This window comes from Azospirillum sp. P4_B5 (assembly GCF_056402275.1).
Map to the genome: position 1 here is coordinate 1 of NZ_JBFUHT010000074.1, position 17,665 is coordinate 17,665.

A 17,665-nucleotide genomic window follows, 5' to 3' on the forward strand; every position below is an offset into this window, starting at 1 on the left:
CGATCTCCTCCGGCTGACGTAAGCGGACAACCTTGCTAATCTCGTCCATGGCGTATCGCTCCCTCGTGGAGGTTCTGGCAGGCTTCGTCACCCGCCTCGATACGCCGCCTTCTTCAGACCGTCATCACCCACTTTCCCGCATAGCTCCCCTGCTCAGTCCTCGTCCTGCCACCTGCGCAGATCGGTCTGGTCATGATAGGGCATACGGTCCGGCGTGGTGATGAATTCTATCGTCGTGCCCCAGGGCATGCGGCAGTAGCAGACCTTGTTTCCAGGACCTTTCTCGGTAGCATAGGGAATAGCGCGCGGCGCGGTGAGGGGGGTGCCTCCAGCCTTCTCGAAGCGCTCGACCGATGCGTCGATGTCGTCGGTGTAGAGAGCGAAGTGCGTGATGCCGAAGTCGCTCGCCCGGATCGGCTGGGCTTGCTCGGGGCCGTGCATTTCGAAGAGTTCGATATCGGGTCCGGTTCCGATCTTGACCATCGCCTGCGCACGCACGACCGTTCCGGGGAAAGCGCCGACGGCCCGCTCGAATTCGGGTCCCTGCCGCGATGGATCCTGCGGTCCGAAGGATTGGTAGATCACCTGGCCGCCAAAGGCTTTCACCAGGAACGATTTTGCCGCTTCAATGTCGGGCACCGTAATACCGATATGATTGACGCCGCGAATGAGGGGTGCGGTCATGACAGTCTCCTTGATTTTGTCGATCCATCGCGACCGCTTCGGGTGCAATTCGCCCGCAGCGTCGCGATCCGCCCAGCCCGCGACGGCGCGGGCGCAGAGTTTCAGCTGGTCTTAGTTTCAGTTGGCCTTGAGGAAATCGATCAGGGCGGCCGCGACTTCATTGGGCCGCTCATCCGCGACATAGTGGCTGCACCGCGCGATCGAGCCACCTGTCACTTGACTGGCAAACTCCTTGAGCATCGGCACCATCTGCGCACCGAACCGCTGGTCCCCACCCAGACCGAGCACCGGTATCCCGAGGGGGGTCTTCTTGTACTCAAGAGCCGCCGCATGATCGGCGGCGAGGGTGCGATACCATTCCATGCCGCCGCGCGTGCGGCCAGGAAGAGCCATCGCCTTCGCATAGATCTCGATGTCCGCCGGATTGAAGGTGCTGTGATCGTAGAAACGCTCTGCCATGAAAGTCGAAACATAGTCATATTCACGGCCATGGATCAGGCGCTCGGGTAGATCCCGGTTCATATGGAAGCTGAAGTGCCAGAGCCCTGCGGTCGTAGCCTCCCATCCGGTCCAGCCGGGAAGCGGAACGTCGAGGACGGCCAAGTGGGTGACAGCCTCCCGGTAGATGGCGGCCTGCGGCAAGGCGACCATTCCGCCGATGTCATGTCCGCACACGGCGTAGTGTTCATGCCCGAGGGCAATCATGACCTCGTGCGCGTCGCGCGCCATCGTTGCCTTGTCATAGCCGTCGAGCGGGCAGTCGGAAAAGCCCGCGCCGCGCAGATCGATGGCCACCACGCTGACATCCTCGGCCAACAGCGGCATCACATTGTGCCATTCCCACCATGTTTCCGGCCAGCCGTGAAGCAGAAGGATCGGCTGGCCTGAGCCTCCCGTGACAGCGTTGATCTTGATGCCATTCACCGGCACCAGCTGCTGGGTAAACCCCTTCAAAGTTGCGATCATGATCGCTTTCCAGTCGATGTTGACGTTTAAACAAAGCTCGCGGCCAGCGCTCAGTGCTGATCGAAATCGGTGGCGATCGAGATGTCGCGCCAAGCGTCGATATCGCTGCGGAACGCAGCCAGCTTTCGTTCGGCGATCGCGTGCGCGATGGGGCCGAGTGGCAAATGAAGCGGGGCGTCATCGGCGTCGACTGCCTGCAGGATCACCGTGATCGCCTTGTCGGGATCGCCCGCCTGATTGCCGTTGTTGGTTTCGCGGTAGTGCTTGCGCGAGCTCGCGGCGTATTCCGGCATCTCGTTGGCCGCCATCCTGATCGAACGGCCAAGGAAATCGGTGCGAAACGGCCCAGGCTCGACAATCAGCACGCGGATGCCGAACGGCTTCAGCTCGCTGGCAAGCGCTTCGGAAATCCCTTCCACGGCGAACTTGGCGGCGTTGTAATAACCTCCGCCGCCGCTGCCCGCGATGCCGGCGCCGGACGACATGTTGACGATCGTTCCGCCCGACTGTCGCAGGACGGGCAGGGCGGCTCTGGTGGTTTCGATCAGACCGAAGACGTTCACCTCAAACATCGGCCGATAGTCTTCGGGCGTGCCTTCCTCGATCGCGCCGAACAGTCCGTAGCCGGCATTGTTCACGAGCAGGTCAAACCCGCCGAATGTCTCGACCGCCTTTGCGACCGCTGCCTTGGTTGCCGCCGCATCCGTCACGTCCAGCGGCAAGGTGATCATGCGGCCGCCGAAAGGCTCGGCCATGTCTTCGATCGTTTTGACATCACGGGCCGTCGCGATGACCTGATCGCCGCGTTGTGCCGCGGCGAGCGCGAGGCGCTGCCCGAAGCCGCTCGAGCAGCCGGTGATGAGCCAAGTCTTCATTGTTTCTTCTCCGAGTTGGTTTCAGACGACGCCAGGCTGTCGCCGCCGCGAACCGTCATGTCGGCCATGATCGACCAATCCTTCTTCCCGAAGCCCGCCGAGACAGCTTTGCCGAGCCCCTCGCGGACCGCTTCGAGCATCGGGAGCGTGCGCCCGATCTCGTTGCTGGCCTCGGTCGCGAGACGCATGTCCTTGAGCGCGAGCTCGGCTTTGAAACCCGGCTCGAATGACCGTTCCGCGATCTGCGCGCTGTAGCTCTCGTAGGCGCGACCCGAGAAAAGGGTGCCTAGGATGAGTTCAAAGAAATCCGCACGGTCGAGGCCGACGCTCTCGGTCAGCACGACACCCTCGGCCATCGCCTCGATAGCCATGGCGATCATCATATTGCAGGCGAGCTTCGCCGTATTCGCCCGAGCGGGGCTCTCCCCCAACCTCCAGACCTTTTTGCTGAGTGAAGCGAGCAGCGGCTCGACCGCGGCAACGGCATCGGCCTTCCCGGCCGCCAGGATGTTAAGCTGGCCACTCGCCGCTACGTTCGGTCGCCCGAGGACCGGTGCGGACACATAGCCAAGGCCTGCCTCTTCGTGCAGCAGCTCCAGTTCCCGCGCGAAGGCGACCGAGATCGTCGATGTGACAACATGGGTCAGCCCTGGTTGCGCGCTTGCCAGCAGGCCGGCATCGAGGATCACCTCCCGAATGGCAGGGTCGTCGGATAGCATCGTGAAGACTGCGTCAGCTTGGAATGCATCCGTCGCGCGCTTGACCAGCATTACCCCGGGAACGCTTTCCTGAGCGACCTTGCTACGGTTCCAGGCCCGCACGTCATGGCCTGCCTTCACGAGGTTCAGGGCCATTGCCGAGCCCATATTGCCGAGACCGACAAACCCGATCTGCATGTTCTATCTCCTGTTTCGGATGAGAGCTGTGCGCGGGATCGGACGCAGGCTGCCGGGCGATCATCAGGCCGAGACCTGCGCCGACGAGTTGGCGGGTGGCGATGCAGAGGAGAGCCACAATGAAGACGTGAGCAAGTTGGCCGGCATCGGCGCACGCCCCGCTGAGTGCATAGAGAGCACCGCCGATCGCTGCGACGCGCCGGGGCGCAGACCTGGAGAGCTCAGCGGCCCCGGCAATCGACAGGCGCCGCTGTGCCGCTCAGAGTGGCTTCACGATGCTGCGCTGCGGTTTCACGGCGGTGACGATGTCGACGTCAGCCATGACCTGGGCGGTCTCGGGCGAGTTGAGCGCCGCTTTCATGGCGGCCTCGTCGTGGAAGTTGACGACCCCGACCGCGATTAGCCCGGCACCGTCACCTTGCGGGAAGAACCCACCGGCGCTTACCAGCCCATAACGTCCCCAGCTTTCCCGCACGAGCGGGAAGTGCACGTTGATCCAATGGTCGCGGTCGAACGGCGTTTCCTCATCGCCCGCATAGGTCACCAGCATCGTGATCATCGTCGAGGTCCTCATTTGCGAGTATCGAGGCGGGCCGCCGCGTTCCGCGACCCCTCAGGAAAATCCTCTCTGTTCCGTCCGGACGAGCTTTCCTTGGGCCCCACAGCCAGGGTCACGATTCCTTCACCCAAGCGGCGGCCCGCATGGGTCTGGCGGATCCGCAGAAGGACGCATCTCCAGACGATGATGGCAATCTAGGCATTTGGATTTGTTCAGTAAGTGACATAACTGTACTCCCGGCGTTCAGTTTTGTGTGGGTGGTTGTCATGGAATGGAGTGACGTCAGAGTCTTTCTCGCGATTGCGCGATCCGGCACACTCGGCGCCGCCGCGCGTTCTCTTCAGACAAGCCATCCGACCGTTGGCCGGCGCCTCCGCGCACTTGAGCAGGCGATCGGTCACACGCTCTTCCAGCGCACCGCGGACGGTCTTGTTCTGACCGAAGAGGGCCACGGGATCATCGCGCTGGCGGAGCAGATGGAGGAAAGCGCGCTGGCGATGGAGCGCCGGCTTGCGGGGCAGGAGCAGAACCTCAAAGGCAGTCTGCGCATTTCATCCGCGGACTGGTTCGGGGCCTATGTCTTGCCTCCCATCCTGGCGGATTTCTCGAAAGCCTACCCCAATGTCGACGTCGAGATCCTGACCGGCACGCGCCTGTTCAATCTCGCCCAGCGGGAGGCCGACGTCGCTTTCCGTATCGTTCCGTTCGACACCGCTGACGTTGTTCAGCGACGGCTCTTCCGCCTTGAGTACGGCGTTTACATCGCGGAAGAGGCGCAGGAGCCGAAATATGGCGATGGGACCGGTTTCCGGCTGATCACCCACGACACGTCCACCGGCCATTTCCCTGACATCGCGTGGCTCATCGAGAGTTTCCCCAACGCGAGGCCGATCCTGCGATCGAACAACCGGAACGTCCAGGGGCGCATGTGCAGGCAAGGCGTCGGAATCGCCGTCCTGCCCCGCGTGGTCGGCAATCAGATCCCGGGTATTCGCAGACTGGACCTGCCGACGCCGCCGCCGGCGCGAGAGATCTGGATGGGATATCACCGGGACCTGCGGCGTCTTCAGCGTCTTCGTGCGTTCATCTCGACCGTATCGGGCCATCTCGTGAATGCGACCGCATGATGTGCGGCCCGGAGATGATTCAAGGTTGTCCGAGAAACTCCAAGATCGCTGCAGTCGTCTCGGTTCCGTCAGGTGTCGCGCCATACCTGAGTCGACGATGCCGAAGGTCTGGCGGCGGGCGCCGTGAACGACGCGAGGCCGATCATATCGCGCAGAGCAGCGACTTTTTGGACATGGATCGCCCGTCGCTGCGCCGCAGAGACGTGCTGGTTGCGCCGGGTTGCCGGGCGTAGGAAGTTGCGCACCTCGTCGTGGGTTCGGCGGAACCGGTATGAGTGCTGTCGCGAAAGGGCGGGGCGATCGCCGCCCGCCGTCAATCTTTGCAATGGAACCCTGCGGCGATGATCAAGCCGTCGCAGTTGTTGAAGCAGAAAATTTCCGGGCAAGATCAATGAATGCTTTGAACGCGGCAGACGAGTGTCGCCGGCTGGGATAGTAGAGGCAAAGCTGTTCCAGGGGCGGGGTCCAGTCTTCGAGAATGCGAACCAGGCGGCCGGCGGCAAGATCGCCTTGCACGTCGGACTCCATGAAGAAGCCGATCCCCACATCCTCCAGCACGGCCATGCGGGCGAGGCTGGCCTCATCCAGGGTGATCGGGCCGTCCACGTCGATCTGGATCGGCTGTCCACCCTTCTCGAACTGCCACCGATACAGCGCTCCATTGGGCAATCTCACGCGGATGCACGGATGGGAAAACAGGTCGGAGGGCGACCTCGGCTGGTCCCGAGTCCGGAAATAGCCCGGTGATGCAACCACCGCATAGCGGCGGCGCGGACCAAGCGGCACCGCGATCATGTCGCTGGGGACGAGGTCCGCGGTGCGGATGCCGAGATCGAAACCGTCCGCGACGATGTCGATGAGTCGGCCCTCGGTGACGAGATCGACATGGACCTGCGGATAGAGCCGCAGGAACTGGAGCAGGAGGGGAAGGATCTCCCGCGCGGCCGCGGCAAAGCTGTTGATCCGCAAGGTGCCCGATGGCGTATCCTGCTGCGACTGGGCGTTTTCCATCGCCTCATGGATGTCCTGGAGCGCGGGACCGATTTTGTCCACGAACTGCCGCCCCGCGTCGGTCAGGGAGACGCTCCGGGTCGTGCGATTGAACAGTCGGACGCCGAGTTGACGCTCCAGCTTCCCGATGACGTTGCTCAGTGCGGTGGTCGACAGGCCAAGTTCCAGCGCCGCTGCCCGGAACGATCCACGCCGCGCAATGGCGAGAACAGCATCAAATTCGATCAGACCGTGTTTCGACATTGTCCCGCTTTTCGCAATGCCGCATGCCGGTTTGCCCCGATTATCGTGATTGATGTTTGGCTCTAAATCAACCTTGCAACGTCAAGGAGCCGAGCGATGTCGATCGAACCACCCAAACCCATAGCCGACTATATCGAGGCCAATGCACAACTCGATGTGGACGGCATGCTGACGCCTTTTGCCGCCGACGCGGTCCTCTTGGACAACGGAAAACGTCACAAGGGCCACGCCGAGCTGCGAACCTTGTTTGAAGACGAGGTGATTGCGGTCAAGGCCATCTTCACGCCGGACACAGTTCGCGACGAGAACGGCCAAGTCGTGGCCGAAGGTCCTGCCCATGGCGACTTCAAGGGCAGCCCCATCCGCTTCACCTATCGCTTCACGCTCGAACACGACGCGATCCAAGCCTTGGAGATCACGGTATGAACATCAAGGCTGACCCAACTGAGTTCGCGGGAAAACGAGTGCTCGTCAGCGGTGGCACCAAGGGCTTGGGCCGCGCTACCGTCGATCGCTTCCTGGCCGGCGGCGCCCGGGTGATCACCGCCGCCCGCGGAACTCCACAGCCGATCGACGGCGTCGAGTTCGTCCAGGCAGACCTGACGACAACCGAGGGCGGGGCAGCCCTGGCCAAGGCGGCGCTCGAGCGTATGGGCGGCATCGACATCCTCGCTCATGTGATCGGCGGCTCGGCCTCGCCTGGCGGCGGCTTTCTTGCCCTGACGGAAGATCACTGGTTCGCCGAGCTGAACCTTAACCTTTTGGCCGCTGTCCGCCTTGATCGCCTCTTGGCTCCGCAGATGATGGAACGGGGTGCCGGCGCGATTGTGCATATCACGTCTATCCAATCGATCCTGCCGCTTCCCGAATCGACCACTGGCTACGCCGCCGCAAAGGCCGCGCTCAGGACCTACAGCAAGTCGATCTCCAAGGAACTGGGACCGAAGCGGTATTCGGTAGCAAACACACCCACGGCATAACCAACGTACGCATATAAATATTCGCCTCGCATTCGGGCGGAACGCTAAGGGCACGGGAAGTGAACTTATGCGAACGGAGTCGCTTGACTCTCCATCGGCGCGTAATCCACAATAAAGGATGGTGCTCGCGTCAAAAGAGAAAAGGCCGGGGTGCGGACCCCGGCTTTTGATCGAAGTGGGCACCGTAGCGGACTGCGGCGACCCAGTATCTAAGCAACTCTGAGAATGCACTGGGGGGACGCTGGCGTCAAGGCAGTTCGCACTTGCGAAATAGCTAGAAAGGTACAGCCGTGGATACTCGTACTCCTAGCCCGCTCCCGAAGGCCATTGCTGACGGAACGATCAAACTTGCCGACGCAGAGATAGAATGCGCCGTGCTGGAAGACGGGACGCGCGTCCTGTCCCAGCGAGGAATTGGGCGCGCTCTCAAACGCTCACGGACAGGATACTTCAAAGCTGGACCGGACGCGGATGGCGGTGCTGCACTCCCTCACATTCTGCGCCCAGCAGCACTTAAGCCATTCTTTCCAAACGATCTTTCGGTGGTGCTGAACTATATTGAGTACGTGCCGAGGCAGGGTGGTCGCTCGGCACACGGCATCACGGCCAGGGCATTTCTTGAGATCTGCGACATCTGGCAGCGCGCGGCGGCAGCGAAGGCGTTAAGGCCCAACCAGCTTCATGTCGTTGAAGAGATCCGGAGATTAACCGCGGGCCTAACGTACATTGGCCTGATCGCTCTCATTGATGAGCAGACGCGATATCAAGAGCGGCGCTCCCAGAACGAACTGCAAGCCATACTTGAGGCGTATGTTTTGCCGGAACACAGGACATGGGTGCAGGAAATCCCCCCAGAGTTCACTCAGCTTCTGTGCCGCACTTACGGGTGGCGATACTCGGAAGACAATAGGACACCGCGATACGCCGGAACCTTTATACGTAAGGTAATTTACGAACAAATGCCCACTCCCGTACTTCCGAAACTTGATGAACTAAATCCAACCGGCTCAAACGGAAGAAGAAAGCGTAAGCATCACTCTCATCTAACCGTGTCGCACGGTCGCGAGCACTTCAAATCACAACTCATTGCGGTAATGACTTTGCTGCGAGCGACGCCTCCAGGGAAGAAGGAATTTTTCTGGAGACTGTTTGAACGTAACTTCGGTAATCAGCCCGATTTCGATCTAGGCGACATTGAGTAGCGCCTACGGAGGTTTACGGATCAGGCCGCCCGGCCGCGCTGCCAATACCCGGACCAATCGACGGACGGCGGCAGCGCGGCGGCACGGAAGCCCACGGTGCGGAACTGCTCGCCGTTGCTGGTCCGGCGCTGGTCTTCCCGCCACGCCATCTCAGCGGCGTAGCGGTTCAGGTACTTCCCGCCGATCCGGTGATACTGGCCCCACTGCGCACGGCGCAGACGGGCGAAGTATGACTCCGCTTGATTGGTGCAGGCGTCATCCGCGCTGTAGGCTTCCTGGTGGTTGATGCGCTTCATGTTGAAGCGGGCATGGAGGGAGTTCCAACCGGCGGCTTCATCGGCATGGACGGTGGAGGCGCGATCAACGCGGGCCTTGATGAAGGCGACGCTTTCCTCTTCGGAGCGGAAGACCTGGGTGACCGTCCGGCCGTCGCGCTCACGGGCCACGACAACCACCTGACGCTTGCCCGTCTGGTTCTCGGCAAGGCGACGGTCCTTCCGGTCTTCCTTGCGGTTCTCGGGGCGGACGTGACCGCCGACATAGCAGCCGTCAACTTCCACGTCGGCGCCGTCGCCACCCAGCACGACGCCACGGACTTCCGCCGCCATGGCTTCGCGGAGCTTGTGGGCCAGAACGTAGGCCGTCTTGTACTGCACGTCGAGATCGCGGCCGAGCTGGAGGGCGGAGATACCCTTGACCGCGTTGACGAAGATGATGATGGCGATCAGGTAATCCCGGATCGGCAGCTTGCGCGAGGCAAACAGGGTGCCGGACGTTTCGGAGAACTGGCGGCGGCACGCCTTGCACTTGAACACGTTCCGAGTGGTGTACTCGTAGCACTTCGGGCAATCGCAGTAGGGGCACACGGCAGCGCCCTTGGTGTCGGGCCAGCGGATTTGGCGGAACAGCGCGCGGGCTTCCCCGTCCGTCATGCGCGCAACCTGTTTCAGGCTGACGGTGCGTGCGGTGGCGGACATGAGGAAGTGCTGCGGCATGATGACGTATCCGTGTGTTTCCTTACAGATACGTTAGCTTTGTCTGCCATCCTTGTCAACGGAAAAGCTATCACATATGTTAGCTTCCATGCGCTAACGAGAGGCAACGAGCATGGAAGCGAAGGACGAATGGGCAGGCCGCGCCAAGCGGTTCATGAAGGCCGAGTTGAAGCGGCATGATGTGACCTATGACGAACTGGCCCGCAGGTTGTCCGCCATGGGGATTGAGGAAACTGAAGGCTCCGTCACGGTGAAGATCAACCGGGGCGCCTTCCCAACGTGGTTCTTTCTCGCCAGCATGAAGGCGATTGGGTGCTCAGCAGTGCGATTGGAAGACATATAAAAAATAAAGGCCCCGTCAGCGGACAGGGCCTCATCTGTGTTTGATGATCTGGTTTAGGATTGTATTCCGAGTCTTATTGCCATCGCAATCTGCGATACGTTAAACTTAGTCGCCAAAGTCTCTAAGCTTCTATTTCCTGCCCCAATCTCGGCAGAAACTAAATCAACTGGCATCAGTATATCGGCCGCCATCTTGTTGGCTTCAACCTCCTGCCAGTTGCTGAGCCCCTCAGCTCTATGCATGGCGTTCTCAGTGAGGCCGTCACCAATAAATTCCTTGTGCAGAACGAAATGCGCAATTTCATGCGCTACGGTGAACCTCTGTCGGACAAGTGGATCACGGGAATTGACAATGATCGAGTACCCTGATCGGCTTCCGTACGTAGGGCGATGGACGATCATGCCAGCGATGCCATCAGGAAGCTGATCCGCATACACATTAACGCCAAGAGCTAACGCGAGCCCCACCACGTCTACTGGAGGGGTCTGCTGAAACTGCCGGATTATCTCCGCGCTGTTGTGCTGCATCAGCATCAGATGCCTCTCGGTGGTGTGGGGCCAACGGTCCCGTCATTCTCAGGGCTGCCGCCGGTGCTATGGAGAACCACGACATTGGCCCATTTAGCTTGTATCGCATCTGCGATGGCGGTATCAACCTTGTTCTTGAACCGTTCTCCTTCTAGGTAGGCTTTCAGCGCCTTCTCGCAATGACCAGTAACCAAACGCTTTAGGCTGATGATCCCAAACACAGTCAAAATAGTCAGCGCCAAGCCAAACGAACTCATCGCTACTCCAGCGACGGTTGCCGTTGTTGATATGGCAGAAGATGCGACTGACATCACTGACATATAGTCGACAGCATGCTGCGGCAAACTAGTGCCGTCAGCTTTTCCTTGGCTAAGAGCTGGCTGGGCTACAACAGATACGGCAGTTTCATTCTTCTGGCTTTGAGCCTGAGGTGGACTCGTCGGCTGGACTTGTGATGCCACGAACGCTTCTCCGAAAGGCGGATACTACGGCAGTCAGGATAGACCTTTTGGATAGTGTTCAGCGCAACAGCGGGTTGTCAATTTATATACAACTCATACTATTGTATGCAGATGTAGGGAAATGTTATGCAGCGATCTTCCATGCGGTTACCTTCCCGTCATCCACCCGCTCCACCAGATCGGCGGTTTGCCGGGTGACGGCGTTGTGAACCAGCTTCGTGACTAGCTTCCCGGTGCGTGCATCGGTGGTGTCCATCCCTCGGCGCTGCATCACCTCGACGGCGATGTCTCGGACGGTCATGGGGGCTGGTGCGATGCGGAGAACGTCCAGCACCATGCGGGACAGTTCCCCCGGCTTGAACCAGTCGTTGCGCTTCCTGACGGCCTTGGGTGCGATCTCTTCGGGGACGACATCCGGGGCGCATAGGCGAAGCACGGCGTCGATGTGGACCAGATCGGCCCGGTGCTGGGCGATGCGCTTTTCAAGGTCAGCGATGATGCCGGAGACTTCGGCACGCTTGGCCGTCAAGCCGGAGATCAGGTAGGTGTCGCCCATGGCTTCCTCGTTGGAAGGGAATGGGCTATAGTGTAGCTAAATCAATGAGTTGTCGGATATCTGGCCGTGGGTGTGTTTGCTACCGAATACCGGACCGAAGGGCGTGCGGGTCAACGCCGTCTCCCCCGGCTGGATCATGACCAAGTCGTCCCTCGACTTTCTGAAGCGTCTGCAGGCCGCCAATGGCGGCACGATTGAGGAGGCGCGGCAAGTTGTCCTTGATGCTCTGGGCGGGATCCCGATCGGGCGTGCGGCCGAGCCCGATGAGGTTGCCGATCTCATTGCCTATCTGGCCTCAGATCGCGCCGCCGCGATCCACGGCGCCGAGTTTATCATCGACGGCGGCACCGTTCGGACTGTCTGAGGTCATCGCCCCGACGTTCGCCCTCCGTGGCGGGCGTCGGGAAGCAGCGGGTCCTGTGGCGTAGGCATGACGCTCCCGGCCACCAGCTTTGTCCACGCCTGGATCGACCACAGGATCGGTTGGGGCGCATCATCCTCGCACTGCCCTCACCCTGCACCATCGTGCGCCCCGCTCATCAATGTGCGTCGAGTGACGTCCAGCCGCCGATATGCGCGTAAACGGCGTCGCGCAGTTGTGCAATCTCGCGGTTGAGCTTTCCCAAAGCGTCGGGTGACTGCCCGGAGGCACGGAGCAATGTATCGCCCAGGCAACCGGCTTTGGAGCGCAGAGCCAGTCCGCAGAGCCAGTCCTTGGTCCGTCAGCGACACGATCACCCGCCTCTCGTTGGTCGGGTTGCGCGTGCGATGGATCAGTTCCGCAGCCACGGGGCGTTTGAGCAAAGGCGTCAGCGTGCTGGATTCAAGGGGGCCCGATTGCCGACGCCCTGCTCGGCGCGGCCGGCTCCCTCGGCATCCCGCGCTACGTGTAGCGGCCCGCAATCATCGACGGTCCAACCTGATTTCATCGGTCATTTCCGGCCCACAATCGGTGAGACCATCGCCCACGGCAAACCCGAATTACCTGAGATCGAACCCTCATTGCGTGAGACGGACCTGCAATCATCGGGCTCAGACCGATTTGCGTGAGACGGATCGGAGAGCACCGCTCCGCTCGACCGGCATCGTCGTCTCCGACGCTTTCGCCAGCAGCTTGGCGATCACGGCCGCGAGTTGATGCTGCGTGTACGGCTTGGCGAGCCGCGGCAGGCCTGTGGCCGTGCCCTCTGACAACTCGGCATAGCCCGTTGCCAGCAGCACCGGCAGGTCGGGCCGGAGCGCGCAGGCCGCCTCAATGAGTTCAACGCCGGTCATGCCCGGCATCGCGTAGTCGGTCAGCAGCAGGTCGATCGTTTGATCATCGCGCAGCAGGTCGAGCGCTTGCGCACCCGAATGCGCTTCCAGAACGGTGTGCCCAAGGTCGGTCAGCATGTCGACGGTGCTCATGGCGATCAGCGCATCGTCGTCGACGACCAGGATGGTGGCGGATGGTGCGTCAACAGTCGAGACCTCGACCGGCTCCGCCGCCCGGACTGCTGCCGCCTGCGGCAGCCACAGCTCGGCCAGCGTGCCCTGGCCGGGCACGCTCGACAGCCGTAACGCCCCACCGGATTGCACCGCCAGACCATGGACCATCGACAACCCAAGCCCGGTGCCTTTGCCGACGCCCTTGGTCGAGAAGAACGGCTCGACCGCCCGCGCGAGGGTGTCCGCGTCCATGCCGGTGCCGGTGTCGCGAACGCTCAGCCGCAGGTAGGTGCCGGGCGCCAGCCCAAGCGCCTCATCGGCCGGCACCTCGTCCAGGCTCACGCTCAACGTGCCGCCGTCGGGCATCGCGTCGCGGGCGTTGACGGCCAGGTTCAGGATCGCCAGTTCGAGCTGGTTGGGGTCGACCAGGGCTGGCGGCAGCACGGCGGGCGCGTCGATCCGGACCACCACGCGCGGGCCGATCGAACGCTCCACCAATGTCCTGATGCCGGTCAGCAGCCCGGTGAGATCGACGCTCTGAGGCTGCAGGTCCTGCCGGCGGGCGAAAGCCAAAAGCCGCTGGGTCAGCGTCGCCCCACGCTGCGCGCCCTGCATAGCGCCCGCAAACAGGCGCTCCGTGGCGGCGTCGGCGGGCAGGCGCTTGCGCAGCAGCTCGAGGTTGCCGAGCACGGCCATCAGCAGGTTGTTGAAGTCATGCGCGACCCCGCCGGTGAGCTGGCCCAGGGTTTCCAGCTTCTGCGTCTGGCGAAGCTGCTCCTCGGCCCGCTCCCGCTCGCGGATCTCACCGCGCAACCGCTCCAGCGTCGTCGCCAGCTCGCGGGTCCGCCCGGCCACCGTGGCCTCAAGCGTCGCGGTGAGACGCTGCAGGGCCTCTTGCGCCGCTTTCTGGGCGCTGATGTCGACGATGACCACGAGCGCTCCGCTGACCTCGCCCGTCGTGTGGTGCACCGGCACGCCACTGACCCGGGTCCAGGTCAGTGATCCATCGGGCAGGCGATGCTCGAACTCGACGCCGTGGACCATGTCGCCGCGCAAGGCCCGAGCCCCGGGAAACTGATTCCGGGTGAGACGGCGGCCCTGCGCGTCGTACGCGATCCAGGTCTCCTCGCCATCCGGCTGCCGGGACGGGATGACCGCATCAGGGAGAAAGCGGCGGAATGCCGGGTTGCACAGCATGGTCCGGCCGTCCCGGTCCACCAAGCTGACGCCGACCGGCAGGTGCTCGACCAAGGTCGCGAAGCGGGCCCGCTCGTCGGCGAGGTCCGCCAGAAGGCGGTCGCGCTCGGCAAGCCGCGCCCGCGCTTCGTACTGCCGGCGGCGGCCGCGCAAGCCGGTGCGCACGATGCTGATCAGGGTGGTCGGGTGAAACGGGCGTTCGAGGCAGGTGACGTTCCCGAGCAGTTCGGTCAGCCGCGCGGCCTCCGAGGTCCGCTCGGGGCCGTCGCTGCGCATGGTGAGCAGCACGACGGGAAGATCCGACCATGGCGGCTGCGCGGCGATCCAGGCCGCGAGCCCTCGGAGGTCGGCGGTGCGCACCGCTTCCTCGGCGAGGATGAGCAGCCCGGCGCCTTCGTCCAGCGCCCGGCATAGCGCGGGCAGATCGGGACACGCGTGCGCGCCGATCCCAGCCTCGCCCAGCAGTGCCGACGCGACGGCGGCGTCCCGTCCGCGCGGCGCCAGGATCAGCGCCCGCTCCGCGGTCTCGGACCCGCTCAAGTCGGGTCGTCCCGCAGCAACGGCTCACCCCGGCCGGCGTAGACCGGCACGCCGTGCAACACGCCCTGAAATGCCTCCAGAGGCGGTCCGAGGCTGATGCCCTGGTCGGTGATGCGGTACTCACGGATCGTGTTCTCGTGCGCGCCGGCGCGCTTCTTGATGACCGAGATCGCCCGCCGGACCCGGCCCAATGCCTCGAAGTAGCGCAGCAACACGACGGTGTCGGCGAGGTAGGTGACGTCGATCGGTGCCTGCATGTCGCCGATCAGGCCGTGCTGGGCGATGGTGAGGAAGGTCGTCGCGCCTTGCCGGTTCAGGTAGAGGAGCAGCTCGTGCAGGTGCAGGACCAGGAGTTGCTCCTCCGGCATCGCCGCCTGGTAACCGTTGAGGCTGTCGATCGCCACGGTGCGGATCTGGTGGGCGTCGACCAGGGTGCGGACCCGGTGCGTGAACTCGCCGGGTGACAGCTCCGCCGCATCGACCTGCTCGACGACCAGGCTGCCGCGGGCGCGCTGGGCTTCCAGGTCGAAGCCCAGCGCCTTGGTCCGGGCGAACAGAAGGCCGAGTTCCTCGTCGAAGACGAACAGCGCCGCGCGCTCGCCCCGCGCCATGGCGGCGGTCGCGAACTGGACAGCGAGCAGCGACTTGCCGGTGCCCGCGGGGCCGAGGATCAGGGTGCTCGAGCCGCGTTCCATCCCGCCGCCGAGCAGCCTGTCGAGTTCGGCGATGCCGCTGGCCAGAGGCTCGCCGGTGAAGTCGGTGCGGTGCTCGGCGGCGATGAGCCGGGGGAACACCCGGAGGCCGCCGGTGGCGATCGTGAAATCGTGGTAGCCGCCGCGGTATGCCTGGCCGCGGTACTTGAGCACGCGCAGACGCCGCCGCTCCGCCCCGTAAGCCGGTGCCAGCATCTCCAGGCGGATCACGCCATGCGCGATGCTGTGGACCGTCTTGTCCATGGTGTCGGTGGTGAGATCGTCGAGCAGCAGTACGGTGGCGCCGTGCCGGGCAAAGTAGTGCTTGAGCGCCAGGATCTGACGCCGGTAGCGCAGCGAGTCCTGGGCCAGCAGGCGGATCTCCGATAGGCTGTCGAGCACGATCCGCGTCGGCTTGGTGCGCTCGATCGCCTCGAACAGGAGCCTGGTCGTCTCGCCGAGTTCGAGGTCCGCGGAGTAGAGCAGGCTCTGCTGGTGCGCCGCGTCGAGCAGGCTCTCGGGCGGGACCAGTTCGAAGACCGTGATGGCATCGCTGAGCGTCCAGTCATGCGCGGCGGCGGCCTCGCGCAGCTCCCCCTCGGTTTCCGACAGGGTAATGTAGAGCCCGGGTTCACCGGCCGCGGCGCCCTCGAGTAGGAATCGCAGGGCCACTGTGGTCTTGCCGGTGCCGGGGCTGCCCTCGAGCAGGAAAACACGGTTCCGGGTGAGGCCGCCGGCGAGGATGTCGTCGAGCCCGGCAACGCCGGTCCGGGCCTTACGCGTCGGGTCAGAGGGTGCGGCCATGGCGGGTCAGGATCTCGGTTTTGAGGATGTCGGGCAGCGGGTGGGCCGGAATGCGCTCGAGCGTGCCGGCGAGGGCGCGCTGCGCATGCCAGAGATCGTGCGTCAGTTGCAGGTCGAGCCAGAATCGGCCGGGTATGCCGCAGAGCCGGGCCAGCCGGGCGGCCATCTCGGGGGTCACGGCGGCGGTGCCGGCCAGCACGCGATGCAGCGTCTGGCGGGCGATCGCGAGCTCCTGGGCGGCCCGGCTCACCGTCAGCCCGAGTTCGGGCAGAACCTGGTTGCGCAGCACGGCGCCGGGATGCGGCGGGGGCTCATCGGACGGCGAGGGTGAGACGGGCATGGGCCAGGACCAGAAGGAACCGTGGGATCACATGTAGCGCTTTGCGTGACAAAATACGCTCGGACACACGTCATCGTCCCTTTGGCATAGAAGAGCCGCCTGGATGCGGTATTCGGTAGCAAACACACCCACGCCAATAGCGATCAAGCCGTTGATTTAGCTACACTATAGCCCATTTCGATCCGAAGAGGGAGCCATGGGCGACACCGACCTGATCTCCGGCTTGACCACTAAGCGCGCCGAAGTCTCCGGCATCATCGCTGACTTTGAAAAGCGTATCGCCCAGCACCGGGCGGGATTCCACTCACGTCCTCGCCGCCGTGCGCAAGCTGAACCGGCTGGAACTCCTGGGCGAAACGCTGCGCGCCGCTCTCAACGCGGTCGCCACGGCCGAGCCCGCCTGGTTGCGCGCTCTCGCCCCGCCGGCTAGGTACGAACGCTATGGCCGCCGTATTGAAGACCTGCGGCTCCCCAAGACTCCGACCGCGCGCGAGGCCTACGCCGGCCAAATCGGCGACGACGGCTTCCGTCTTTTAGCCGCGCTGGACGCGCCGGAGGCGCCGCCGACGCTGGCGGCATTGCGGACGGTCTGGCGACGCCATTTTGAGCGGGAGGCCTCTCCCGACCCCCCCGGAGGGACCGGGCCGGGCACGATTGCAAGCGGTCCGCGGGCGCGGCAGCGAGGACCGCCTGGAATCGCCCTACGACCCCGAAGCCCGCTACCGTGCCAAGGAGGACAAGGAGTGGACCGGCTACATGGTGCACCTGACCGAGACCTGCGATGAGGACGCGCCGCGCCTCATCGTGCACGCCGACACTACGGCGGCCAATGTCCACGAGGCCATGCGGACCGGGCCTATCCACGCGGCGTTGGCGACCAAGGGGTTGGCGCCCGCCACCCATCTGGCGGACGCCGCCTACATTAGCGCGGCACATCTCGTCACGGCGCGTGATGCGTTCGGCATCGACCTCGTCGGCCCCACCCGGGCCGAGCTGAGTTGGCGCGCCTACCAGGACAAGACGAGCGCATCGTACATCAAGGTCCGGTTCAAGGCGGCGGACTGCCGGGCCTGCGAGTCCCGGGCGCAGTGCACTAGGGTCTGTTGACATTCATCGGGTTGCCAAGACGGTCGCTACGAGTTGGATGGCCGCCGCGAAACTGGTGTCGGTTTTGTCGTAGCGGGTGGCGATGCGGCGGAATTCCTTGATCTTACAGAAGAAGTTCTCGACCAAGTGCCG

Annotated in this window: 19 protein-coding genes and 2 pseudogenes; 7 read left to right on the top strand and 14 right to left on the bottom strand. The window is 63.4% G+C overall.

Going from position 1 to position 17,665, the window contains the following annotated elements; genetic code table 11:
- Nucleotides 1-153: 153 nt before the first annotated feature.
- The 5 genes from AC1DVI_RS30590 to AC1DVI_RS30610 all read right to left on the bottom strand — a co-directional run bounded on the left by AC1DVI_RS30590 (nucleotide 154) and on the right by AC1DVI_RS30610 (nucleotide 3,980).
- Complete coding sequence (locus AC1DVI_RS30590; RefSeq protein ID WP_476961179.1) at nucleotides 154-684, bottom strand: VOC family protein; 531 nt, start codon at nucleotides 682-684, stop codon at nucleotides 154-156.
- Between the two features lie 117 nt (nucleotides 685-801).
- Complete coding sequence (locus AC1DVI_RS30595) at nucleotides 802-1,743, bottom strand: alpha/beta fold hydrolase (RefSeq protein ID WP_476961180.1); 942 nt, start codon at nucleotides 1,741-1,743, stop codon at nucleotides 802-804.
- A complete protein-coding gene (locus AC1DVI_RS30600) occupies nucleotides 1,701-2,525 on the bottom strand; it encodes an oxidoreductase (RefSeq protein WP_476961181.1) in 825 nt (274 codons plus the stop codon). Before AC1DVI_RS30600 ends, AC1DVI_RS30595 begins: the two co-directional genes overlap by 43 nt.
- Nucleotides 2,522-3,421: an NAD(P)-dependent oxidoreductase gene (locus AC1DVI_RS30605; protein WP_476961182.1), complete on the bottom strand. Its 900-nt coding sequence runs from the start codon at nucleotides 3,419-3,421 to the stop codon at nucleotides 2,522-2,524. The genes AC1DVI_RS30600 and AC1DVI_RS30605 overlap by 4 nt, the downstream gene beginning before the upstream one ends.
- Before the next feature lie 259 nt (nucleotides 3,422-3,680).
- Nucleotides 3,681-3,980 (bottom strand): EthD family reductase, encoded by a 300-nt coding sequence (locus AC1DVI_RS30610; protein ID WP_476961183.1) that lies wholly within the window; start codon nucleotides 3,978-3,980, stop codon nucleotides 3,681-3,683.
- Nucleotides 3,981-4,246: 266 nt separating this feature from the next.
- Here AC1DVI_RS30610 and AC1DVI_RS30615 point away from each other — a divergent pair, with 266 nt between their 5' ends.
- A complete protein-coding gene (locus AC1DVI_RS30615) occupies nucleotides 4,247-5,107 on the top strand; it encodes a LysR family transcriptional regulator (protein ID WP_476961184.1) in 861 nt (286 codons plus the stop codon).
- Between the two features lie 345 nt (nucleotides 5,108-5,452).
- On the opposite strand, the gene AC1DVI_RS30620 is transcribed toward AC1DVI_RS30615, so the two are convergent.
- A complete protein-coding gene (locus AC1DVI_RS30620; RefSeq protein WP_476961185.1) occupies nucleotides 5,453-6,361 on the bottom strand; it encodes a LysR family transcriptional regulator in 909 nt (302 codons plus the stop codon).
- Between the two features lie 96 nt (nucleotides 6,362-6,457).
- On the opposite strand from AC1DVI_RS30620, the gene AC1DVI_RS30625 reads away from it, so the two are divergent.
- The 3 genes from AC1DVI_RS30625 (at nucleotide 6,458) to AC1DVI_RS30635 (ending at nucleotide 8,543) form a co-directional block, all read left to right on the top strand.
- The gene (locus AC1DVI_RS30625) at nucleotides 6,458-6,787 is read left to right on the top strand and encodes a nuclear transport factor 2 family protein (protein ID WP_476961186.1); all 330 of its coding nucleotides are present in this window, start codon (nucleotides 6,458-6,460) and stop codon (nucleotides 6,785-6,787) included.
- Nucleotides 6,784-7,341: an oxidoreductase gene (locus AC1DVI_RS30630; protein WP_476961187.1), complete on the top strand. Its 558-nt coding sequence runs from the start codon at nucleotides 6,784-6,786 to the stop codon at nucleotides 7,339-7,341. The genes AC1DVI_RS30625 and AC1DVI_RS30630 overlap by 4 nt, the downstream gene beginning before the upstream one ends.
- Nucleotides 7,342-7,631: 290 nt before the next feature.
- Nucleotides 7,632-8,543: a P63C domain-containing protein gene (locus AC1DVI_RS30635; RefSeq protein ID WP_476961188.1), complete on the top strand. Its 912-nt coding sequence runs from the start codon at nucleotides 7,632-7,634 to the stop codon at nucleotides 8,541-8,543.
- 20 nt (nucleotides 8,544-8,563) lie between these two features.
- Here AC1DVI_RS30635 and AC1DVI_RS30640 read toward each other — a convergent pair whose 3' ends face one another.
- The gene (locus AC1DVI_RS30640; protein WP_476961189.1) at nucleotides 8,564-9,538 is read right to left on the bottom strand and encodes an IS1595 family transposase; all 975 of its coding nucleotides are present in this window, start codon (nucleotides 9,536-9,538) and stop codon (nucleotides 8,564-8,566) included.
- Between the two features lie 112 nt (nucleotides 9,539-9,650).
- Here AC1DVI_RS30640 and AC1DVI_RS30645 point away from each other — a divergent pair, with 112 nt between their 5' ends.
- Nucleotides 9,651-9,881, top strand: coding sequence for a DUF6471 domain-containing protein (locus tag AC1DVI_RS30645; RefSeq protein WP_476961190.1), 231 nt, complete (start codon nucleotides 9,651-9,653; stop codon nucleotides 9,879-9,881).
- A 53-nt stretch (nucleotides 9,882-9,934) separates the two neighbouring features.
- Here AC1DVI_RS30645 and AC1DVI_RS30650 read toward each other — a convergent pair whose 3' ends face one another.
- From AC1DVI_RS30650 to AC1DVI_RS30660, 3 genes are all read right to left on the bottom strand, one after another.
- Complete coding sequence (locus tag AC1DVI_RS30650) at nucleotides 9,935-10,414, bottom strand: ImmA/IrrE family metallo-endopeptidase (RefSeq protein WP_476961191.1); 480 nt, start codon at nucleotides 10,412-10,414, stop codon at nucleotides 9,935-9,937.
- Complete coding sequence (locus AC1DVI_RS30655; protein WP_476961192.1) at nucleotides 10,414-10,869, bottom strand: hypothetical protein; 456 nt, start codon at nucleotides 10,867-10,869, stop codon at nucleotides 10,414-10,416. The genes AC1DVI_RS30650 and AC1DVI_RS30655 overlap by 1 nt, the downstream gene beginning before the upstream one ends.
- A gap of 124 nt (nucleotides 10,870-10,993) precedes the next feature.
- Nucleotides 10,994-11,425: a hypothetical protein gene (locus tag AC1DVI_RS30660; protein WP_476961193.1), complete on the bottom strand. Its 432-nt coding sequence runs from the start codon at nucleotides 11,423-11,425 to the stop codon at nucleotides 10,994-10,996.
- Between the two features lie 70 nt (nucleotides 11,426-11,495).
- Between AC1DVI_RS30660 and AC1DVI_RS30665 the strand changes: the two genes are divergently transcribed.
- On the top strand, nucleotides 11,496-11,789 hold the full coding sequence (locus AC1DVI_RS30665; RefSeq protein WP_476961197.1) for an SDR family oxidoreductase: 294 nt from the start codon (nucleotides 11,496-11,498) through the stop codon (nucleotides 11,787-11,789).
- Nucleotides 11,790-12,457: 668 nt separating this feature from the next.
- Here the strand turns inward: AC1DVI_RS30665 and AC1DVI_RS30670 are convergent.
- Genes AC1DVI_RS30670 through AC1DVI_RS30680 form a run of 3 tightly spaced genes read right to left on the bottom strand, consistent with a single transcriptional unit; the run spans nucleotide 12,458 to nucleotide 16,426 of the window.
- A complete protein-coding gene (locus AC1DVI_RS30670) occupies nucleotides 12,458-14,590 on the bottom strand; it encodes an ATP-binding protein (RefSeq protein WP_476961194.1) in 2,133 nt (710 codons plus the stop codon).
- Complete coding sequence (locus AC1DVI_RS30675; RefSeq protein WP_476961195.1) at nucleotides 14,587-16,086, bottom strand: ATPase domain-containing protein; 1,500 nt, start codon at nucleotides 16,084-16,086, stop codon at nucleotides 14,587-14,589. Before AC1DVI_RS30675 ends, AC1DVI_RS30670 begins: the two co-directional genes overlap by 4 nt.
- Nucleotides 16,070-16,426 (bottom strand): HigA family addiction module antitoxin, encoded by a 357-nt coding sequence (locus AC1DVI_RS30680; RefSeq protein ID WP_476961196.1) that lies wholly within the window; start codon nucleotides 16,424-16,426, stop codon nucleotides 16,070-16,072. Before AC1DVI_RS30680 ends, AC1DVI_RS30675 begins: the two co-directional genes overlap by 17 nt.
- 296 nt (nucleotides 16,427-16,722) lie before the next feature.
- Between AC1DVI_RS30680 and AC1DVI_RS30685 the strand changes: the two are divergent.
- Nucleotides 16,723-17,524: pseudogene (locus tag AC1DVI_RS30685) on the top strand (transposase); the annotation flags it as partial.
- A gap of 12 nt (nucleotides 17,525-17,536) precedes the next feature.
- Here the strand turns inward: AC1DVI_RS30685 and AC1DVI_RS30690 are convergent.
- Nucleotides 17,537-17,665, bottom strand: a pseudogene (locus AC1DVI_RS30690) (IS5/IS1182 family transposase); the annotation flags it as partial.

What these genes read in the sequence shown, in the direction of transcription:
- AC1DVI_RS30660 (WP_476961193.1), bottom strand. Translation starts at nt 11,425, where the DNA reads ATGGGCGACACCTACCTGATCTCCGGCTTGACGGCCAAGCGTGCCGAA.
- AC1DVI_RS30610 (WP_476961183.1), bottom strand. Translation starts at nt 3,980, where the DNA reads ATGATCACGATGCTGGTGACCTATGCGGGCGATGAGGAAACGCCGTTC.
- AC1DVI_RS30650 (WP_476961191.1), bottom strand. Translation starts at nt 10,414, where the DNA reads ATGCTGATGCAGCACAACAGCGCGGAGATAATCCGGCAGTTTCAGCAG.
- AC1DVI_RS30680 (WP_476961196.1), bottom strand. Translation starts at nt 16,426, where the DNA reads ATGCCCGTCTCACCCTCGCCGTCCGATGAGCCCCCGCCGCATCCCGGC.
- AC1DVI_RS30615 (WP_476961184.1), top strand. Translation starts at nt 4,247, where the DNA reads ATGGAATGGAGTGACGTCAGAGTCTTTCTCGCGATTGCGCGATCCGGC.
- AC1DVI_RS30625 (WP_476961186.1), top strand. Translation starts at nt 6,458, where the DNA reads ATGTCGATCGAACCACCCAAACCCATAGCCGACTATATCGAGGCCAAT.
- AC1DVI_RS30630 (WP_476961187.1), top strand. Translation starts at nt 6,784, where the DNA reads ATGAACATCAAGGCTGACCCAACTGAGTTCGCGGGAAAACGAGTGCTC.
- AC1DVI_RS30640 (WP_476961189.1), bottom strand. Translation starts at nt 9,538, where the DNA reads ATGCCGCAGCACTTCCTCATGTCCGCCACCGCACGCACCGTCAGCCTG.
- AC1DVI_RS30620 (WP_476961185.1), bottom strand. Translation starts at nt 6,361, where the DNA reads ATGTCGAAACACGGTCTGATCGAATTTGATGCTGTTCTCGCCATTGCG.
- AC1DVI_RS30590 (WP_476961179.1), bottom strand. Translation starts at nt 684, where the DNA reads ATGACCGCACCCCTCATTCGCGGCGTCAATCATATCGGTATTACGGTG.
- AC1DVI_RS30605 (WP_476961182.1), bottom strand. Translation starts at nt 3,421, where the DNA reads ATGCAGATCGGGTTTGTCGGTCTCGGCAATATGGGCTCGGCAATGGCC.
- AC1DVI_RS30600 (WP_476961181.1), bottom strand. Translation starts at nt 2,525, where the DNA reads ATGAAGACTTGGCTCATCACCGGCTGCTCGAGCGGCTTCGGGCAGCGC.
- AC1DVI_RS30675 (WP_476961195.1), bottom strand. Translation starts at nt 16,086, where the DNA reads ATGGCCGCACCCTCTGACCCGACGCGTAAGGCCCGGACCGGCGTTGCC.
- AC1DVI_RS30645 (WP_476961190.1), top strand. Translation starts at nt 9,651, where the DNA reads ATGGAAGCGAAGGACGAATGGGCAGGCCGCGCCAAGCGGTTCATGAAG.